Here is a 17,871-nt window from a genome sequence, read left to right as displayed (position 1 = left end):
AAATATGGCAATGGACTTACGCGATCCGAATGTCTGGATAACGCACCTGCTGGAAAACCTGCCGGAAGAAAAACTGGCATCGGCGCTGAAAGATGACAACCCGGACTGGGAGTATATCGACGGCGAAATCGTCAAACTGGGATCTCTGGCCCACAGTCAACTGGATATCCCGGAACTCCAGCGCCGGGGGCTGGTCATTCTGGCTTCGGAGAGTAAGGACTTTCGTCTGCTGGCGCATCTGCTGAGAACCCTGCAACACGCCGGTGATCCTCATCTCGCATTGCGCCTGCTGGCGCTGTATGTGGAGCATTACTGGTCGGTGGCTGCGCCGCAGAATATGGCACATAAAAAACGCTTTGCCAGCCAGGTCATTAAACGCTTCGAAACAGGTATTGAAGGCTTTTCACAGAACGCCGCCACAGCGCAGCGCGACGCGCTGTCAGGGGAACTGGCGAAACTGGCGCAGTGCTGGCAGTCACATAACGCCCCGGAACTGGCACTGGCTACCGATGATCTTTTTGCCCTGTACCAGCGTGCGTTTAATCGTGCGGCACCGGCTCCTGCCCCCACTCCGGCGGCCTCCGATAGTTCACGACAGACCACCGCCACGTCTGAAAGCGGCGTGACGCAACCCAGTGCTCCGGCTCCCCAAATCGCCATCGACAGTCACGACGACAAAGCCTGGCGCGACACGCTGTTAAAAGTGGCGGCTATTTTATGTGAACGCCAGCCGGACTCGCCGCAGGGCTATCGCCTGCGCCGCCATGCCCTGTGGCAATCCATCACCAGTACACCCCAGGCGGAAAGCGATGGACGTACCCCATTGGCTGCGGTCTCTGCCGATATGGTGGCGGATTACCAGTCCCGGCTTGCCAGCGCGGATATGGCGCTGTGGCAGCAGGTTGAGAAAAGCGTATTGCTGGCTCCTTACTGGCTGGACGGTCACTGTCCTTCTGCACAGACGGCACTGCGTCTGGGTTACAAACAGGTGGCAGACACCATCCGCGATGAGGTCATCCGCTTCCTTGAGCGTCTGCCCCAGCTTACCGGGCTGCTGTTTAATGACCGCACACCGTTTCTCAGTGAGCAGACGAAACAATGGCTGGCAGCTTCGCCCGACGGCAAAGTTGCACCGGTTGCGCAAATCGGTGAGGAATCGCAGGCAGCCAGAGCCTGTTTTGCTGGGCAGGGTCTGGAGGCGGCGCTGCGATATCTGGACATGCTACCCGAAGGCGATCCCCGCGATCAGTTTCACCGCCAGTACCTTGCCGCACAGTTGACGGAGGAGGCGGGGCTGATACAGCTTGCGCAGCAACAGTACCGGATGTTGTTGATGATAGGGAGTCAGATGATGGTGTCTGACTGGGAGCCATCATTACTTACGCAGCTTGAACAAAAATTCACGGCAGAACAATAAAAGAGAACAGGAGTTTTTGTGTTCAGATTACCAACACCCCGACTACTCAGCGGACTCAAATCAGCCCTACGCCCGGCGATGCCCCGGTTTAAAGTCTCCGCTTTCTGGCTGCTGATACTGGCGTGGATTTTTCTGCTGGTATGGATCTGGTGGAAAGGCCCGACGTGGACGCTGTATGAAGAACAGTGGCTCAAACCACTGGCGAACCGCTGGCTGGCAACGGCGGCATGGGGGATTATCGCCCTAGTGTGGCTTACCGTCCGGATGATGAAGCGCCTGCAACAGCTTGAAAAAATGCAAAAGCAGCAGCGCGAGGAGGCCATTGATCCGCTCAGTGTGGAGCTGAACGCCCAGCAGCGTTACCTTGACCGCTGGCTGCTGCGCCTGCAACGCCATCTCGACAACCGCCGTTTCCTGTGGCAGTTGCCGTGGTATATGGTCATCGGCCCGGCGGGCAGTGGCAAAACGACACTGCTGCGCGAGGGTTTTCCGTCCGACATTATTTATGCCCCGGAGGGCGCACGCGGCGCAGAACAACGCCTGTACCTCACGCCCCATGTCGGTAAACAGGCGGTGATCTTTGATATCGACGGCACACTCTGCGCTCCCGCTGATGCGGATATCCTGCATCGCCGTCTGTGGGAACATGCCCTCGGCTGGCTGAAAGAAAAGCGCGCGCGCCAGCCGCTGAACGGGATTATTCTGACACTCGATTTACCCGATCTGCTTACCGCAGACAAACGCCGCCGCGAACATCTGTTACAGACGCTGCGCAGCCGCTTGCAGGATATACGCCAGCATCTTCACTGCCAGTTACCGGTTTACGTGGTACTCACCCGGCTTGATTTATTGCAGGGTTTTGCCGCCCTGTTCCAGTCACTGAACAGACAGGATCGCGATGCAATTCTAGGGGTCACGTTCACCCGCCGCGCCCATGAAAATGATGACTGGCGAACAGAGTTGAATGCTTTCTGGCAGACATGGGTGGATCGAATGAACCTAGCGTTGCCGGATCTGATGGTCGCTCAGACTCACACCCGCGCGTCTTTATTTAGTTTTTCCCGCCAGATGCAGGGAAGCCGTGAACCACTGGTGTCACTGCTTGAGGGTCTGCTTGACGGCGAAAATATGAACGTGATGCTGCGTGGCGTCTATCTCACCTCTTCGCTTCAGCGCGGACAGATGGATGATATTTTCACCCAGTCTGCCGCCCGCCAATACCGGCTGGGCAATAACCCACTGGCGTCCTGGCCTCTGGTGGACACCGCACCCTATTTCACCCGTAGCCTGTTCCCGCAGGCGTTACTCGCAGAGCCTAATCTGGCAACGGAGAGCCGCGCCTGGCTGATGCGTTCCCGTCGCCGCCTGACGGTTTTCTCTGCCACTGGCGGCGTGGCGGCACTGCTGCTCATCACCGGCTGGCATCACTATTACAATGGTAACTATCAGTCCGGCATCACCGTGCTTAAGCAGGCCAAAGCCTTTATGGATGTGCCGCCTCCGCAGGGGGAAGATGACTATGGCAACCTGCAACTGCCGCTGCTGAACCCGGTACGCGATGCCACTCTGGCCTACGGTGACTGGGGCGACCGCAGCCGCCTTGCGGAGATGGGATTATATCAGGGGCGACGCATCGGGCCTTATGTGGAACGGACCTACCTGCAACTGCTGGAGCAACGCTATCTTCCGTCGCTGTTTAACGGGCTGGTCAAAGAGATGAACGCCGCGCCACCGGAGAGTGAGGAAAAACTCGCCGTGCTGCGCGTGATGCGAATGCTGGAGGATAAGAGCGGACGTAACAATGAGGTGGTGAAGCAGTATATGGCAAAACGCTGGAGCGAAAAGTTCCACGGCCAGCGCGATATCCAGGCGCAACTGATGTCCCATCTTGACTACGCGCTGGCTCACACAGACTGGCATGCAGAGCGTCAGGCGGGCGACGGTGACGCTATCAGCCGCTGGACGCCGTATGACAAGCCCGTTGTGTCAGCACAGAAAGAACTAAGCAAACTACCTGTCTACCAGCGAGTTTACCAGAGCCTGAAAACGCGGGCGCTGGGCGTTCTTCCTGCCGACCTCAATCTGCGTGACCAGGTAGGGCCAACCTTTGACCAGGTGTTTACATCTGCCGATGACAATAAACTGGTTGTTCCACAGTTTCTTACCCGTTACGGCCTGCAAAGCTATTTTGTAAAACAGCGCGATGAACTGGTTGAACTGACGGCGATGGATTCCTGGGTACTCAACCTCACCCGCAGCGTGAAATACAGTGACGCCGACCGGGCGGAAATCCAGCGCCAGTTGACCGAGCAGTATATCAGCGACTACACCGCCACCTGGCGGGCCGGGATGGACAATCTGAATATCCGCAATTTTGAGTCCATCGGACAACTGACCGGGGCGCTGGAGCAGGTTATCAGCGGTGACCAGCCTTTGCAGCGGGCGCTGACCGTGCTGCGTGACAACACACAACCAGGCGCCTTTTCTGAAAAGCTATCTGCTAAAGAACGGGATGAGGCCCTGGCTGAACCAGACTACCAGTTACTCACCCGCCTTGGGCATGAGTTCGCCCCGGAAAACAGTACCCTGACAGTCCAGAAAGATAAAGAAAGCACGATGCAGGCCGTGTACCTGCAGCTCACCGAGTTACACCGCTACCTGCTGGCGATCCAGAACGCGCCTGTACCTGGGAAATCGGCACTGAAAGCCGTGCAGTTACGGCTTGATCAGAACAGCAGCGATCCCATATTCGCCACCCGCCAGATGGCAAAAACACTGCCTGCTCCGCTCAACCGCTGGGCAGGCAGGCTGGCTGACCAGGCCTGGCATGTGGTGATGGTGGAAGCCGTTCACTATATGGAAGTGGACTGGCGCGACAGCGTGGTGAAACCGTTTAACGAGCAACTGGCAAATAACTATCCGTTTAATCCACATTCTGCACAGGATGCCTCACTGGATGCCTTCGAACGATTCTTTAAACCAGATGGCATACTGGATACCTTCTACCAGCAGAACCTAAAGCTGTTTATCGACAATGACCTGAGTTTGGAGGATGGCGATAACAACGTCATTATTCGCGAAGATATTATTGCGCAACTGGAAACCGCGCAGAAAATCCGTGACATATTCTTCAGCAAACAGAACGGTCTGGGAACATCCTTTGCCGTGGAAACGGTATCGCTTTCCGGCAACAAACGCCGCAGCGTACTGAACCTTGACGGTCAGTTAGTCGATTACAGCCAGGGCCGTAACTATACCGCCCATCTGGTCTGGCCTAACAATATGCGCGAAGGCAACGAAAGCAAACTGACGCTGGTTGGTGCCCGCGGCGGCGCACCGCGCAGTATCAGCTTCAGCGGGCCGTGGGCTCAGTTCCGCCTGTTCGGGGCCGGACAGCTGACCGGAGTACAGGATGGCAACTTTACCGTGCGCTTTAGTGTGGACGGTGGCGCAATGACCTACCGCGTGCATACCGACACGGAAGATAACCCGTTCAGCGGTGGGTTATTCAGCCAGTTTGGCCTGTCAGACACACTGTACTGAGGAGGCAGGGATGAATAGTAACGGACTGACACAAACTATCGTTACCGGCAGTGACCCGCGCGGGCTGCCGGAATTCAGCGCCATCCGCGAGGAAATAAACAAAGCCAGCCATCCGTCACAGCCTGAGCTGAACTGGAAACTGGTGGAGTCGCTGGCGCTGGCGATTTTTAAAGCCAACGGTGTGGATTTACACACCGCCACCTACTATACGCTTGCCCGGACACGGACACAGGGACTGGCGGGATTCTGCGAAGGTGCGGAACTGCTGGCGGCAATGGTAAGCCACGACTGGGATAAATTCTGGCCGCAGGGCGGTCCGGCGCGTACTGAAATGCTGGACTGGTTTAACTCCCGAACCGGCAATATTCTGCGTCAGCAAATCTCCTTTGCGGAACCCGATCTGCCACTGATCTACCGCACAGAGCGGGCATTGCAGCTTATCTGCGACAAGCTTCAGCAGGTGGAGCTGAAGCGCGTTCCGCGCGTGGAGAATCTGCTCTATTTTATGCAGAACACGCGTAAGCGGCTTGAACCCCAGCCGAAGAGTAACGTTGAAAACGCCGTACAGACCACGGTTAGAACACTGATTTATGCCCCGGAAACAACGGCTTCCTCCACGCCAGAAGCGGTAGTGCCTCCCCTGCCCGACCTGCCTGAGATGAAAGTAGAAGTGCGCAGTCTGTCAGAGAATCCCCCACAGGCCAGTGTGATGAAGCAAGGCAGTACGGTAAGAGGGTTTATCACGGGGATCGCCTGTTCAGTGGCTGTCGCCTCAGCATTGTGGTGGTGGCAGGTCTATCCGGTGCAACAGCAACTGTTACAGGTTAACGACACCGCGCAGGGCGCAGCAACGGTGTGGATGGCCTCACCTGAACTAGAAAACTATGAGCGCAGGCTGCAACAGCTTCTTGGCGTCTCCCCGGTACAACCGCTGGAAACCGGGATGCAGATGATGCGTGTTGCCGACAGTCGCTGGCCGGAAAGCCTGCAGCAGCAGCAGGCCTCGACACATTGGAATGAAGCACTCAAAACCCGCGCACAGAGTAGCCCGCAGTTGCGTGGCTGGTTGCAGACCCGTCAGGACTTACATGCTTTTGCAGATCTCGTGATGCGGCGCGAGAAAGAGGGACTAACCCTTTCCTATATCAAAAATGTCATCTGGCAGGCGGAGCGGGGACTGGGGCAGGAAACACCCGTTGAGTCTCTGTTGACGCAGTACCAGGATGCCCGTGCGCAGAAGCAGAATATAGATGCGCTGGAAAAACAAATTAATGAGCGACTCGAAGGCGTGTTAATCCGCTGGCTGCTGCTGAAGAATAACGTCATGCCAGAGGCGGCAACCGGGACCACGGCCGAAAAATAATTATTTAATTAAAGGAGATTATCATGGCAAATATGAGTTATTTATCTTTGAGTGGAGAGACACAAGGGCTGATTTCAGCAGGTTGCTCAACGCTTGATTCTGTCGGAAACAAAGCACAGCCAGAACATAAAGATCAGATCATGGTTTATGCGTTAATGCATTCCATCTCAAGAAGTCAAAATGTCAATCATCATGAATTAATTATCACCAAACCGGTTGATAAATCCTCACCATTGCTGGCAAAAGCACTTAGTGACAATGAAAAAATGGTAACATGTGAATTTATACTCTACCGAACCAGTAAAGCGGGTATTTACCAGCCTTATTATAAAATAAACCTGTCAAAAGCCCGAATATCAAGTATTGATTTTGTCACACCGCATGCTGTCCTGGAAAAAGAACTGGAGCCACAGGAGAGAATTGCCTTTATTTATGAAGATATTTCCTGGGAGCATACGTTAGCCGGTACGAATGCAATGAGTAAATGGCAGGATCGTGTACAGTAATTTACTGTAATAACATAATAAATTACTATTGCGGAGAGATATAATGGCTGGTTTAAGGAATAATAACAACACACAGAATGCACAGTGGGCTGATTATGTGGGTGACATTCTTCGGGGGGCTCAACCGATAAACCAGCTAGTACCTCAGCACCCTTATCTTAACGACGTCCCACTCATTGATGAATTAAGGCGTCAGAACACTCATCATGTTATTCTCTTGACACTTGATGTTGCAAAAAAAAAAAAAAAAAAAAAATACTCAGCTCAATAACATCATTTGATTACATTCATTTTATCACTACACATCCTTCAGGTATAAAAGATACACTCGCTTGGTTAGTTAACGCGGGTAAATTAATGACTGAGTTTGATGGAAATGGGAAAATTATATTTAACTTTAATACCTTAAAGTATACAAAAGCAAGTTACTTTGAAATACTTGGAGAGAAATATATAAAAATTACAACATCCAGCCCCTGGCTTTTAGAAAAGCTCGGTAAATATATTTTCTCTTCACGAGCGCCTCAAGTTCTGGAACTCGCTATTGGCTGGCGAGGAGCTTTATCTGAATCAATAAAAGGAGTTAAGTTCTGTATCTGGTTTTCAGTAGCCTGGAGAACCATAGAATTTATTATGAGTTCAGAGCGAGATCTGGTTAATTTTCTTGGTGATTTTTCAATGGATGTGGCCAAAGCAGTGATTGCAGGCGGTGTTGCAACTGCTATTGGAAGCCTGGCTTCTTTTGCCTGTCTTAGTTTTGGCCTTCCAGTAATTCTTGTAGGAGGAGCAATTTTACTTACAGGGATAGTGTGTACAGTTGTTTTAAATGAAATCGATGCTCAATACCATTTATCAGAAAAATTAAAAGATGCAATTAGAGATGGACTAAAACGGCAACAGGAACTTGATAAATGGAAAAGGGAAAACATGACTCCATTTATGTATGTTCTTAACACTCCCCCCGTGATATGAGGATTAACTATGCGTTTACATGTTAAATTGAAAGAGTTTTTTTCGATGTTTTTTATAGCCATATTATTTTTCCCTGCATTCAATGCTTCTTTATTTTTTACCGGAATTAAACCTCTATATTCAATAATAAAAGGCTCCACGGAAATATTTTATGATTGGAGAATGTTGATTCTATGCTTCGGTTTCATATCGTTTTCCTTGTTAAATATTCATGTAATTTTACTAACAATAATAAAATCATTCTTAATAAAAAAAACAAAGGTAATCAATTTCGCCACAGACATAACAATACAGCTAACTCTTATATTTTTACTAATAGCTATCGTAATAGCACCTTTAATAGCTCCTTTTGTCACAGGATATGTCAATGCTAATTATCACCCCTGCGGTAATAACACGGGGATTTTCCCAGGAGCAATCTATATTAAAAATGGCATAAAATGTAATAATGAACATATTTCTCGCAAGGAAGATTAAGCAGTTAAATAATTAAATATTCTAAAACAAACAGTTTTTAACGCCGGATTCCATGTCCTTTCTTGCACTGTCTTTGTCAGGAACAATTTCTTATGCAAAGAATTTTGTATTATTGCCGCCAGAAATTCCTGGCGGCAGATATAATTTATTATTGATAGCGGTTAACCAAATCTTTTACCATCGCTTTATAGGTCTTTTGCTTAAGTTGTATGATTTGCTGCTCTGTCATATCAGTCGTACTGGCTTCATTCTTGCCGGGAAATGGTGGAAGCACTTTATATTCATAATTCACCGGCGACCAGGCAGCCCACTCACCTGTAGCTACATCCACCAGCGTGAATCGCACCAGATAGCGCAGTGAGATTGTGTTAGTCAGTTTTTCATTTTTATAATCGGACCATACTGTTGATTTCAGTGCAGTGTCATATTTTCCTGTCTGCAACGTATCCTGGTAAACAATAATCGCTTTCTGATGGCCTTTTGCCGCCACAAAACGTAATGCCTGCATCCAGTTCATATTTTCAGCACTGGCAACATCCTCGTTCTCATTTTTATCTTTGTTTTTGTTACAAGTCAGAGGCTTTTGTCTGTCCGGGATACCAGAGAATGTGGAAACAGTATAATATTTTCGCATCTCCTCCTGCATAATGGTTTCCGGTGCGCGACTGCCAGACTGGACAAGTATTACGGGAGAATTGAGAGGCACACGAAACTCATCTCCTTCAAGCGCAGCCTGAATATCCTCCTCGGATACAGCCAGAGTGGTTTCATTACCGAATAAATCTTTGTCTGTCAGTTGCGGGGGAATGTTTTTATTAATATTACTTTGTGTAACTTGAACTTTTTTCTTTTTTTCATCAATAGAAGATTGAGAGGCACATCCTGCAAGCAGCGAGAATAATACACATATGCAACAAACCTTTTTTGAATTCATAATCGGACACTCCCTCGCCTGTCATAATGATTAGAATATTTAGCACTGATAACGGACTCTAATTATATACCCCACTTAAATAATAACAAACAAAATCAACATGAAATATACATTCATTTAATCAATATAAAATTATTCACTAAAAATATATTTAAGTTGAATGGTTCGATATCATTATTGAATTTTAATAAATGAGACAACAAGCGAGAGTTACGCACTTACGCCAGAGTAAAATCATTGAACAGAGAAATATCGGGATTTAAATGCAAAAAAACCGCAAAATTAAAAATCTTGCGGTTCTCTGAACTCATTTTCATGAGTGAATTTGGCGGAACGGACGGGACTCGAACCCGCGACCCCCTGCGTGACAGGCAGGTATTCTAACCGACTGAACTACCGCTCCGCGTTGTGTTCCGTTGGGAACGAGGCGAATATTACGGATTGCCTCTCCCTTCGTCAACGGTTTTTCTCATCTTTTGAATCGTTTGCTGCAAAAATCGCCCAAGTCGCTATTTTTAGCGCCTTTTACAGGTATTTATGCCCGCCAGAGGCAGCTTCCCCCCTTCTTCTGCACCAGATCGAGACGGGCTTCATGTGCTGCAAGCTCTTCATCTGTCGCAAAAACAACGCGTAACTTACTTGCCTGACGCACAATGCGCTGAATTGTTGTTTCATCTTGTAGCTGTTGTGTCTCTCCTTCCATCGCAAAAGCCATCGACGTTTGCCCACCAGTCATCGCCAGATAAACTTCCGCAAGGATCTGGGCATCGAGTAATGCCCCGTGCAACGTTCGTTTACTGTTATCTATTTCGTAGCGGGCACATAACGCATCGAGGCTGTTGCGCTTACCGGGAAACATTTTCCTCGCCACCGCAAGGCTATCGGTGACCTTACAGAAGGTATTGGTCTTCGGAATATCGCGCTTAAGCAACGAAAACTCGTAGTCCATAAAGCCGATATCGAACGCTGCGTTATGGATCACCAGCTCCGCGCCGCGGATATAGTCCATGAACTCATCGGCTACCTCTGCAAACGTGGGCTTATCGAGCAAAAATTCATCGGCAATACCATGTACGCCAAAGGCTTCCGGATCCACCAGCCGATCGGGTTTGAGATAAACATGGAAGTTATTGCCCGTCAGGCGACGGTTCACCACTTCAACGGCACCAATCTCAATGATCTTGTGGCCTTCATAGTGCGCACCAATCTGGTTCATACCGGTAGTTTCGGTATCGAGAACGATCTGGCGTGTAATTGCAGTGCTCATAGCGGTCATTTATGTCAGACTTGTCATTTTACAGTTCGATTCAATTACAGGAAGTCTACCAGAGATGCTTAAACAGGTAGAAATTTTCACCGATGGTTCGTGTCTGGGTAATCCAGGACCTGGGGGTTACGGCGCTATTTTACGCTATCGCGGACGCGAGAAAACCTTTAGCGCAGGCTACACCCGCACCACCAACAACCGTATGGAGTTGATGGCCGCTATTGTCGCGCTGGAGGCGTTAAAAGAACATTGCGAAGTCATTTTGAGTACCGACAGCCAGTATGTCCGCCAGGGTATCACCCAGTGGATCCATAACTGGAAAAAACGTGGCTGGAAAACCGCAGACAAAAAACCAGTAAAAAATGTCGATCTCTGGCAACGTCTTGATGCTGCGCTGGGGCAGCATCAAATCAAATGGGAATGGGTTAAAGGCCATGCCGGTCATCCAGAAAACGAACGTTGCGATGAACTGGCTCGTGCCGCAGCGATGAATCCCACACTGGAAGATACGGGCTATCAAGTCGAAGTTTAAGCCTGTGGTTTACGACATTGCCGGGTGGCTCCAACCGCCTGGCGAATTCGTGGCTTGTTTTTACTCTGTTTCATCGGATTTAGCGTTAAAGGAATAGTCCGTTTCCGGGCGACAATAAGTTGTAAGCAACCAAGCGCAGGAATATGCGCATTCAATAGTTTTCCACCGTGTTTGTTCCACGGGAGAACGTGGAAACGGCTGGCGTGTAGCACTTCAAAATTCAACAAAGAGAGCCAGTCCAGCTGCCGCATCAGAGTAAACATCCGGCTGTTATAGGGCGAGGTTTTGCGCAATACCGGCACAAGTTTGCGTAATCCCATTAAACTTATGGGATTGAAGCCACTAATCACCAGCCAGCCATCATCAATCAATACCCGATCGGCTTCACGCAATAAACGATGCGGATCGGTGCACCACGGCAATGTATGTGCCAGTAGACAAACATCAACGGATTTATCGGCAAAAGGAAGATGAAGTGGGTCCGCCTGCACCTGGACGGGCATTCCTTGCGCAGAAACATTCACTTGATGAGAAACCGCGCACGCTTCGCAATTGATTTCTGCGCTTAAATTGCCAATCTTAAGCAGATGAAAACCATACATTTTAGTGAACCACGGGTTGAGCTGGCGCTCCAGCGCCTTGCGATAAAGCTCTCCCCAGGGCAAATCGCCCCAGCAATCAGGAGCCACGACAGTTTGAGGGACTCTTGCCGGTTTCATCACAACCTTCCGTTTCACACTGAGAGGTAATCTATGAATCTTAACAGTATTCCCGCCTTTGATGACAATTACATCTGGGTTTTGAATGATGAAGCAGGTCGCTGCCTGATTGTCGATCCCGGAGACGCAGAGCCAGTATTAAACGCCATTGCCGCCAATAACTGGCAACCGGAGGCCATATTTCTCACCCACCATCACCACGATCACGTTGGCGGCGTAAAAGAACTGGTGAAAAAGTTTCCGCAAATTGTGGTGTATGGTCCACAAGAGACACAAGATAAGGGAACAACACAGGTAGTCAAAGATGGCGAAACTGCCTTCGTTTTGGGGCATGAATTTAGTGTAATTGCCACACCGGGTCACACTTTAGGACATATCTGTTACTTCAGTAAACCTTATCTATTTTGCGGCGACACGCTGTTTTCTGGTGGGTGTGGTCGGTTGTTTGAAGGGACACCATCACAAATGTATCAATCACTTAAAAAGTTAAGTGCGTTACCTGACGATACATTGGTATGTTGTGCTCATGAATATACCTTATCAAATATGAAGTTTGCTTTGAGTATTCTTCCGCACGATTTGTCCATAAATGATTATTATCGTAAAGTTAAGGAGTTACGGGCAAAAAATCAAATAACACTACCCGTAATTCTGAAAAATGAGCGGCAAATTAATGTTTTTTTAAGAACAGAAGATATTGATTTAATTAATGTAATTAATGAAGAAACATTATTGCAACAACCTGAAGAACGTTTTGCATGGTTAAGGTCAAAGAAAGATAGGTTCTGATAAAACTTTCTTGTCATCGGCTCCGTTCGCCGTTATGATCGGTCGTCTTTTAAGCAACTATTGACACACACATGAAGGCAAAAGCGATATTACTCGCCTCTGTCCTGCTCGTGGGTTGCCAGAGTACCGGCAACGTTCAACAGCACGCACAGAGCCTTTCTGCAGCTGGTCAAGGGGAAGCAGCAAAGTTTACAAGTCAGGCACGATGGATGGACGATGGGACGTCTATCGCGCCAGATGGTGACTTGTGGGCTTTCATTGGCGACGAGCTAAAGATGGGAATTCCGGAAAATGACCGGATTCGCGAACAGAAACAGAAATATTTACGCAATAAGAGCTATCTCCACGATGTAACTTTACGGGCAGAGCCGTATATGTACTGGATAGCCGGGCAAGTTAAAAAACGTAACATGCCTATGGAACTGGTACTACTACCCATAGTGGAGAGCGCTTTTGATCCTCACGCAACGTCTGGCGCCAATGCAGCAGGCATCTGGCAGATCATTCCGAGCACGGGGCGCAATTATGGTTTGAAACAGACCCGCAATTATGACGCGCGTCGCGATGTTGTTGCTTCAACAACTGCCGCGCTGAACATGATGCAGCGTCTGAACAAGATGTTTGACGGCGACTGGCTTCTGACCGTAGCGGCTTATAACAGCGGCGAAGGTCGAGTCATGAAGGCAATTAAAACGAACAAAGCGCGTGGGAAATCCACGGACTTCTGGTCGTTACCGTTGCCGCAGGAAACGAAGCAGTACGTGCCTAAAATGCTGGCATTGAGTGATATTCTCAAAAACAGCAAGCGTTATGGCGTACGTCTGCCAACGACCGATGAAAGCCGTGCTCTGGCACGTGTGCACCTGAGCAGCCCAGTTGAAATGGCGAAGGTTGCAGATATGGCGGGGATTTCCGTCAGCAAGCTGAAGACATTCAACGCTGGCGTGAAAGGCTCCACGCTGGGCGCAAGTGGTCCTCAGTACGTGATGGTGCCAAAGAAGCATGCAGATCAACTGCGTGAATCTCTGGCTTCGGGCGAAATTGCTGCTGTACAGTCGACGCTGGTTGCCGACAATACGCCGCTTAACAGCCGTGTTTACACCGTACGCTCTGGCGACACGCTTTCAAGTATCGCTTCACGTCTCGGCGTTAGCACCAAAGATTTGCAGCAGTGGAACAAACTGCGCGGATCTAAGCTGAAGCCAGGCCAAAGCTTGACGATTGGCGCAGGTAGTAGCGCACAGCGGTTGGCAAACAACAGCGATAGCATTACGTATCGTGTGCGCAAAGGCGATTCGCTTTCAAGCATTGCTAAACGCCACGGCGTGAACATCAAAGATGTGATGCGCTGGAACAGCGATACTGCGAATCTGCAACCAGGCGATAAGCTGACGTTGTTTGTGAAAAACAACAACATGCCAGATTCCTGACAAACCAGATAATGAAAGGCACCGATTCCCCCGGTGCCTTTTTTATTTATGCTGCTTTATGTGCTTCTACAATGATGATATCACTGGTGAAAGAGCCATCATTCTGCAAGGCAAAATACGTTTTCACCTCTGTCGATGCGCTCTGTTGGTAAATGCGAATAGCGTCTACTAACGCTTCTGGCGTACGCATTCTCGCGACCCATGAAGAAAATTCCAGCGGTAACTTATCTGTAATTAAATTATCAACTATCAGATTGGCTTCATTGATTAACGTCAACCACTCACCGCTGGCGTAGTTTCGTACGTGAGAGGTATCGCGTAATGCTTCTACCGTCTGTAACCAGATGTCGCGCACTGGATGACCCGGAGACATTACGTCCATCACAATCAGCCTACCGCCGGGTTTCAATACCCGATTCACTTCACGCAGTGCTGCACCAACATCATGCCAGTGATGGGCAGAATAACGGCTGATAACAATATCAAATGCGTTATCGGCAAATGGCAGACTTTCGACATAACCCTGGCGGGTGGTGATATTTTTCAGTTGCCGGGCTTCGGCAGCTTGTGCCACGACATCCAGCATGTGGGCAGATAAGTCATACGCCACCACCGCGCTCACGTTCTGCGCAGCGACAAAGCTGGCATGCCCTGCTCCGCAGCCCATATCAAGTACACTTGCATCAGGATAATCAGCCAGACGCACCGCCAGGCGCTGTAAATCCCGTCCGGATGCATGTACGGTACTAGTCAGATATTCGCTAGCTTGAGAGCTAAACTGCTTTTCTACGTGGTCATGGTGGGATTGTGTTGTCATTGCGCTGTCCTTTTGTTGTTTGAGTATAAAAGGGCAGCGCCAAACGTTGGTCTGCCCTGTGGCAGACCTGACATACCTTATTTATCAGGCTTGCCGGGACTGAATTCAACGAGTAGCGGATTGTGATCGGAAGCGCGCGTAACCAGTACAGAAGCTTCGCTGACGTTCAGACCACGGTAAAAAACAAAATCGAGCGGGCGACCAAACGCCCGACGGCGCTGATCGTCGGTAAAACGCACCTGGCGCAGCGACATTTCCCGCGCAAAGCGATATAACGCGTTCATCCTTCTACGGCTCCAGGCATTGAAATCTCCCGCCATAATGACCGGGCCGCTGTGGTGAGCTATCTGATCGCCAATAGGAAGTAACTGCTTACTATAGACATCCACGCCCAAACTGAAATTGACGGCGTGTATATTAACCACCATCAACAGGCGGGTGTCAGGCAATGGATAGACCGTCACCAGGGCCGACTTCGCCAGACGCAAAATGGGTTCTCGTTCACGTAACGGGCAGCAATACACTGGATGCGCCGCCGAAAGGGTCATTACGCCAGAAGGATGTTGTGGCAGTACGAAAGCGGGTACCTGATCGGCGGCAAGATAGTTAGCGGTCGCAAACTGTACTAACTCTGGCGTTGTCTGCGCTTCCTGCAATAACACCAGATGTGCATCTTTGCCGTAGTTCTTTAATACCGACAACCATTCAGCGCGTTGCTGTTTGTATATGTTCCACACCAGGATCCGAATACGCTCTTCGGTACTTAACGGTTCTCCGGGTGGTAATGCCTGGCCGATGCTCGCAAAAGACCCCGGCGGTAAGATCCTTTCCGCAGGTTGTCCGGCAACATAGCGCATGGCATAGGTGTTTTTTCGCACTTTTGACTTTGAAACCTCTATTACGTCAACCCTTCCGCACTCGGGAGGGTTCTACTGTTATAGGGATTTTAGCTCACTCTTTCAACGAGCAATTGTATATTGTTATGTAAGCAAGTGCTTACACCGGTCAGAATTTTGCTCATTATCGAGAACATTAAATCGGATGACATATCACGCATCCTGATGGTTTAATGACAAATAAATTCAAAATATCTCTTCTATTTTGCAATAGGAGCAAAAATGAAAGCCACGTCGGAAGAACTCGCCATTTTTGTTTCGGTCGTCGAAAGCGGCAGCTTTAGCCGGGCAGCGGAACAATTAGGGCAAGCAAACTCAGCGGTAAGCCGGGCGGTGAAAAAGCTGGAGATGAAACTTGGCGTTAGCCTGCTTAATCGGACCACGCGACAACTTAGCCTGACGGAAGAAGGCGAGCGTTATTTTCGTCGCGTACAGTCAATTTTGCAGGAGATGGCAGCGGCAGAATCAGAAATTATGGAGACGCGTAATACACCGCGTGGACTGTTACGGATCGATGCCGCAACTCCAGTGGTGCTGCACTTTCTGATGCCGTTGATTAAGCCTTTTCGTGAACGCTATCCGGAAGTCACTTTATCACTAGTCTCCTCCGAAACGATTATTAATTTGATCGAAAGAAAAGTGGATGTCGCGATACGCGCCGGTACGTTAACGGATTCCAGCTTACGTGCCAGGCCGTTATTTAACAGTTATCGAAAAATTATAGCCTCCCCCGATTATATTTCCCGCTATGGGAAGCCAGAAACGATCGACGATTTAAAGCAACATGTTTGCCTGGGATTCACTGAACCCGCTTCCCTCAATACCTGGCCGATAGCCTGTAGCGATGGACAATTACATGAGGTGAAGTACGGTTTGTCATCCAATAGTGGGGAAACACTGAAACAGCTTTGCCTGAGTGGCAACGGGATTGCGTGTTTGTCCGACTACATGATCGACAGAGAAATCGCTCGCGGAGAATTGGTGGAGTTAATGGCAGATAAAGTGTTGCCAGTGGAAATGCCATTCAGTGCAGTCTATTACAGCGACCGTGCGGTAAGTACGCGCATCCGGGCTTTTATCGATTTCCTTAGCGAGCATGTAAAAACAGCTCCCGGAGGAGCTGTCAGAGAGGCTTAATCCCATTCAGGAGCCAGACCTTCCGGGCTAACCAGGCGGTCGTTGCAATCCAGTGCGGCGATCGCTTTTTTATCTTCGGCATCAAGCTGTAAATTTTGTGCCTTAAGATTACTCTCCAGGTTTTCACGTTTAGTAGAAGAAGGAATTACGGAGCAACCTTCCCCCATAGCCCACGCCAGAATCACTTGAGCCGGAGTCGCATTGTGTTTAGTTGCGATACGAGCAATAACCTCATCTTTCAGGGCCTTCCCATAAGCCAGCGTCATATAGGAAGTAATATGGATGCCGTGCTGTTTAGCCCAAGCGACCACTTTACGGTTTTGCAGATAAGGAGAGAGTTCAATCTGGTTAGTAGCGATGTTTTCAGCGCCAACAGCAGCAATCGCTTTTTCCATCAATGGGATCGTGAAGTTGGAAATACCGATCTCACGCGTCAGCCCTTGTTTTTTCGCTTCCAGCAGCGCCTGCATAAACTCTTCAACAGAGACTTCATCGTTTGGTGACGGCCAGTGGATTAGCGTCAGATCTACATAATCGGTACGCAATTTTTGCAGGCTTTCTTTCAGGCTTGGGATCAATTTAGCTTTGTTGAGATTTTCAATCCAGATTTTAGTGGTGATGTAGAGTTCATGACGCGGCACGCCACTTTCTGCAATCGCCTGACCTACTGCGGCTTCGTTATCATAGATTTGTGCGGTATCAATTGCGCGATAACCAAGTTCTAGCGCCGTTTTCACAGATGAAATAACAACGTCGTCTTTCAGACGGAAAGTACCTAAACCAAATGCAGGGATAGCCATAATATGCCTCTTTTAATGCTATTTTCGTTAACTGAGGTGATTATGGGCTTTAGAATGTTGCGGAAAAAGGGCGTAAAACGCAGAGGATTTTTGCGATTTAAGCAATAATAGAAATATAGACGAAAAAAAACCTCGAGCGTTAACTCGAGGCTTCTTAATAAGTGGCGGAACGGACGGGACTCGAACCCGCGACCCCCTGCGTGACAGGCAGGTATTCTAACCGACTGAACTACCGCTCCACCGAATTCTTTTACAACCACCGGTTTTATGAC

Annotated in this window: 15 protein-coding genes, 2 tRNA genes and 1 pseudogene; 10 read left to right on the top strand and 8 right to left on the bottom strand. The window is 49.3% G+C overall.

Translation table 11 applies throughout. The features are described from left to right. Window positions 1–4 precede the first annotated feature (4 nt). The 6 genes and pseudogenes from tssA (at window position 5) to ykfM (ending at window position 8,278) form a co-directional block, all read left to right on the top strand. The gene (gene tssA / locus ACJHX3_RS23325) at window positions 5–1,417 is read left to right on the top strand and encodes a type VI secretion system protein TssA (protein ID WP_094322037.1); all 1,413 of its coding nucleotides are present in this window, start codon (window positions 5–7) and stop codon (window positions 1,415–1,417) included. A gap of 108 nt (window positions 1,418–1,525) precedes the next feature. After that, window positions 1,526–4,960: a type VI secretion system membrane subunit TssM gene (gene tssM / locus ACJHX3_RS23320; RefSeq protein ID WP_122987793.1), complete on the top strand. Its 3,435-nt coding sequence runs from the start codon at window positions 1,526–1,528 to the stop codon at window positions 4,958–4,960. 10 nt (window positions 4,961–4,970) lie between these two features. Further along, window positions 4,971–6,323: a VasL domain-containing protein gene (locus ACJHX3_RS23315; RefSeq protein ID WP_001087587.1), complete on the top strand. Its 1,353-nt coding sequence runs from the start codon at window positions 4,971–4,973 to the stop codon at window positions 6,321–6,323. Between the two features lie 23 nt (window positions 6,324–6,346). Beyond that, the gene (locus ACJHX3_RS23310) at window positions 6,347–6,829 is read left to right on the top strand and encodes an Hcp family type VI secretion system effector (RefSeq protein WP_000002621.1); all 483 of its coding nucleotides are present in this window, start codon (window positions 6,347–6,349) and stop codon (window positions 6,827–6,829) included. Window positions 6,830–6,872: 43 nt separating this feature from the next. Then, window positions 6,873–7,801 (top strand): annotated as a pseudogene (locus ACJHX3_RS23305) (hypothetical protein). 9 nt (window positions 7,802–7,810) lie between these two features. After that, on the top strand, window positions 7,811–8,278 hold the full coding sequence (gene ykfM / locus ACJHX3_RS23300; RefSeq protein ID WP_001236629.1) for a protein YkfM: 468 nt from the start codon (window positions 7,811–7,813) through the stop codon (window positions 8,276–8,278). 148 nt (window positions 8,279–8,426) lie between these two features. Here ykfM and ACJHX3_RS23295 read toward each other — a convergent pair whose 3' ends face one another. The 3 genes from ACJHX3_RS23295 to dnaQ form a co-directional block, all read right to left on the bottom strand. Continuing rightward, window positions 8,427–9,212 carry a hypothetical protein gene (locus tag ACJHX3_RS23295; protein WP_001086162.1) on the bottom strand — a complete coding sequence of 262 codons (786 nt, stop codon included), beginning with the start codon at window positions 9,210–9,212 and terminating at the stop codon, window positions 8,427–8,429. A gap of 326 nt (window positions 9,213–9,538) precedes the next feature. After that, window positions 9,539–9,615: transfer RNA gene (locus ACJHX3_RS23290), tRNA-Asp, on the bottom strand. Window positions 9,616–9,747: 132 nt separating this feature from the next. Further along, the gene (gene dnaQ, locus ACJHX3_RS23285) at window positions 9,748–10,479 is read right to left on the bottom strand and encodes a DNA polymerase III subunit epsilon (protein ID WP_094321873.1); all 732 of its coding nucleotides are present in this window, start codon (window positions 10,477–10,479) and stop codon (window positions 9,748–9,750) included. 64 nt (window positions 10,480–10,543) lie between these two features. Here dnaQ and rnhA point away from each other — a divergent pair, with 64 nt between their 5' ends. Next, window positions 10,544–11,011, top strand: a complete 468-nt coding sequence (gene rnhA, locus ACJHX3_RS23280; RefSeq protein WP_000917883.1) for a ribonuclease HI — start codon at window positions 10,544–10,546, stop codon at window positions 11,009–11,011. On the opposite strand, the gene ACJHX3_RS23275 is transcribed toward rnhA, so the two are convergent. Further along, window positions 11,008–11,730, bottom strand: a complete 723-nt coding sequence (locus ACJHX3_RS23275) for a class I SAM-dependent methyltransferase (protein WP_001295200.1) — start codon at window positions 11,728–11,730, stop codon at window positions 11,008–11,010. The genes rnhA and ACJHX3_RS23275 overlap by 4 nt on opposite strands. 33 nt (window positions 11,731–11,763) lie before the next feature. Here ACJHX3_RS23275 and gloB point away from each other — a divergent pair, with 33 nt between their 5' ends. Then, the gene (gloB, locus tag ACJHX3_RS23270) at window positions 11,764–12,519 is read left to right on the top strand and encodes a hydroxyacylglutathione hydrolase (protein WP_001052732.1); all 756 of its coding nucleotides are present in this window, start codon (window positions 11,764–11,766) and stop codon (window positions 12,517–12,519) included. Window positions 12,520–12,590: 71 nt separating this feature from the next. Further along, on the top strand, window positions 12,591–13,949 hold the full coding sequence (gene mltD, locus ACJHX3_RS23265) for a murein transglycosylase D (protein WP_000644685.1): 1,359 nt from the start codon (window positions 12,591–12,593) through the stop codon (window positions 13,947–13,949). A gap of 46 nt (window positions 13,950–13,995) precedes the next feature. On the opposite strand, the gene ACJHX3_RS23260 is transcribed toward mltD, so the two are convergent. After that, complete coding sequence (locus ACJHX3_RS23260) at window positions 13,996–14,766, bottom strand: class I SAM-dependent methyltransferase (RefSeq protein WP_000211700.1); 771 nt, start codon at window positions 14,764–14,766, stop codon at window positions 13,996–13,998. A 77-nt stretch (window positions 14,767–14,843) separates the two neighbouring features. Beyond that, entirely contained in the window at window positions 14,844–15,644 is an 801-nt protein-coding gene (locus ACJHX3_RS23255) for an endonuclease/exonuclease/phosphatase family protein (protein WP_001230983.1), read from the bottom strand. A 240-nt stretch (window positions 15,645–15,884) separates the two neighbouring features. Here ACJHX3_RS23255 and yafC point away from each other — a divergent pair, with 240 nt between their 5' ends. After that, complete coding sequence (yafC, locus tag ACJHX3_RS23250; RefSeq protein ID WP_000648583.1) at window positions 15,885–16,799, top strand: DNA-binding transcriptional regulator YafC; 915 nt, start codon at window positions 15,885–15,887, stop codon at window positions 16,797–16,799. On the opposite strand, the gene dkgB is transcribed toward yafC, so the two are convergent. Together dkgB and ACJHX3_RS23240 are read right to left on the bottom strand one after the other, a co-directional pair. Continuing rightward, a complete protein-coding gene (dkgB, locus tag ACJHX3_RS23245) occupies window positions 16,796–17,599 on the bottom strand; it encodes a 2,5-didehydrogluconate reductase DkgB (RefSeq protein ID WP_000997027.1) in 804 nt (267 codons plus the stop codon). The genes yafC and dkgB overlap by 4 nt on opposite strands. Before the next feature lie 162 nt (window positions 17,600–17,761). After that, window positions 17,762–17,838 (bottom strand) — tRNA-Asp (locus tag ACJHX3_RS23240). Between the last annotated feature and the right edge of the window lie 33 nt (window positions 17,839–17,871).

Source organism: Escherichia sp. WS1265 (assembly GCF_046487585.1).
In the GTDB taxonomy this organism is placed as follows: domain Bacteria; phylum Pseudomonadota; class Gammaproteobacteria; order Enterobacterales; family Enterobacteriaceae; genus Escherichia; species Escherichia coli.
Note: the sequence above shows the minus strand (reverse complement) of the source record. Positions and strands in the feature narration are given on the sequence as shown.

Coding starts and splice junctions, on each gene's coding strand:
- tssA (WP_094322037.1), top strand. CDS start 5: ATGGCAATGGACTTACGCGATCCGAATGTCTGGATAACGCACCTGCTG.
- ykfM (WP_001236629.1), top strand. CDS start 7,811: ATGCGTTTACATGTTAAATTGAAAGAGTTTTTTTCGATGTTTTTTATA.
- dkgB (WP_000997027.1), bottom strand. CDS start 17,599: ATGGCTATCCCTGCATTTGGTTTAGGTACTTTCCGTCTGAAAGACGAC.
- ACJHX3_RS23295 (WP_001086162.1), bottom strand. CDS start 9,212: ATGAATTCAAAAAAGGTTTGTTGCATATGTGTATTATTCTCGCTGCTT.
- dnaQ (WP_094321873.1), bottom strand. CDS start 10,479: ATGAGCACTGCAATTACACGCCAGATCGTTCTCGATACCGAAACTACC.
- gloB (WP_001052732.1), top strand. CDS start 11,764: ATGAATCTTAACAGTATTCCCGCCTTTGATGACAATTACATCTGGGTT.
- yafC (WP_000648583.1), top strand. CDS start 15,885: ATGAAAGCCACGTCGGAAGAACTCGCCATTTTTGTTTCGGTCGTCGAA.
- ACJHX3_RS23315 (WP_001087587.1), top strand. CDS start 4,971: ATGAATAGTAACGGACTGACACAAACTATCGTTACCGGCAGTGACCCG.
- rnhA (WP_000917883.1), top strand. CDS start 10,544: ATGCTTAAACAGGTAGAAATTTTCACCGATGGTTCGTGTCTGGGTAAT.
- ACJHX3_RS23260 (WP_000211700.1), bottom strand. CDS start 14,766: ATGACAACACAATCCCACCATGACCACGTAGAAAAGCAGTTTAGCTCT.
- ACJHX3_RS23310 (WP_000002621.1), top strand. CDS start 6,347: ATGGCAAATATGAGTTATTTATCTTTGAGTGGAGAGACACAAGGGCTG.
- ACJHX3_RS23275 (WP_001295200.1), bottom strand. CDS start 11,730: ATGAAACCGGCAAGAGTCCCTCAAACTGTCGTGGCTCCTGATTGCTGG.
- mltD (WP_000644685.1), top strand. CDS start 12,591: ATGAAGGCAAAAGCGATATTACTCGCCTCTGTCCTGCTCGTGGGTTGC.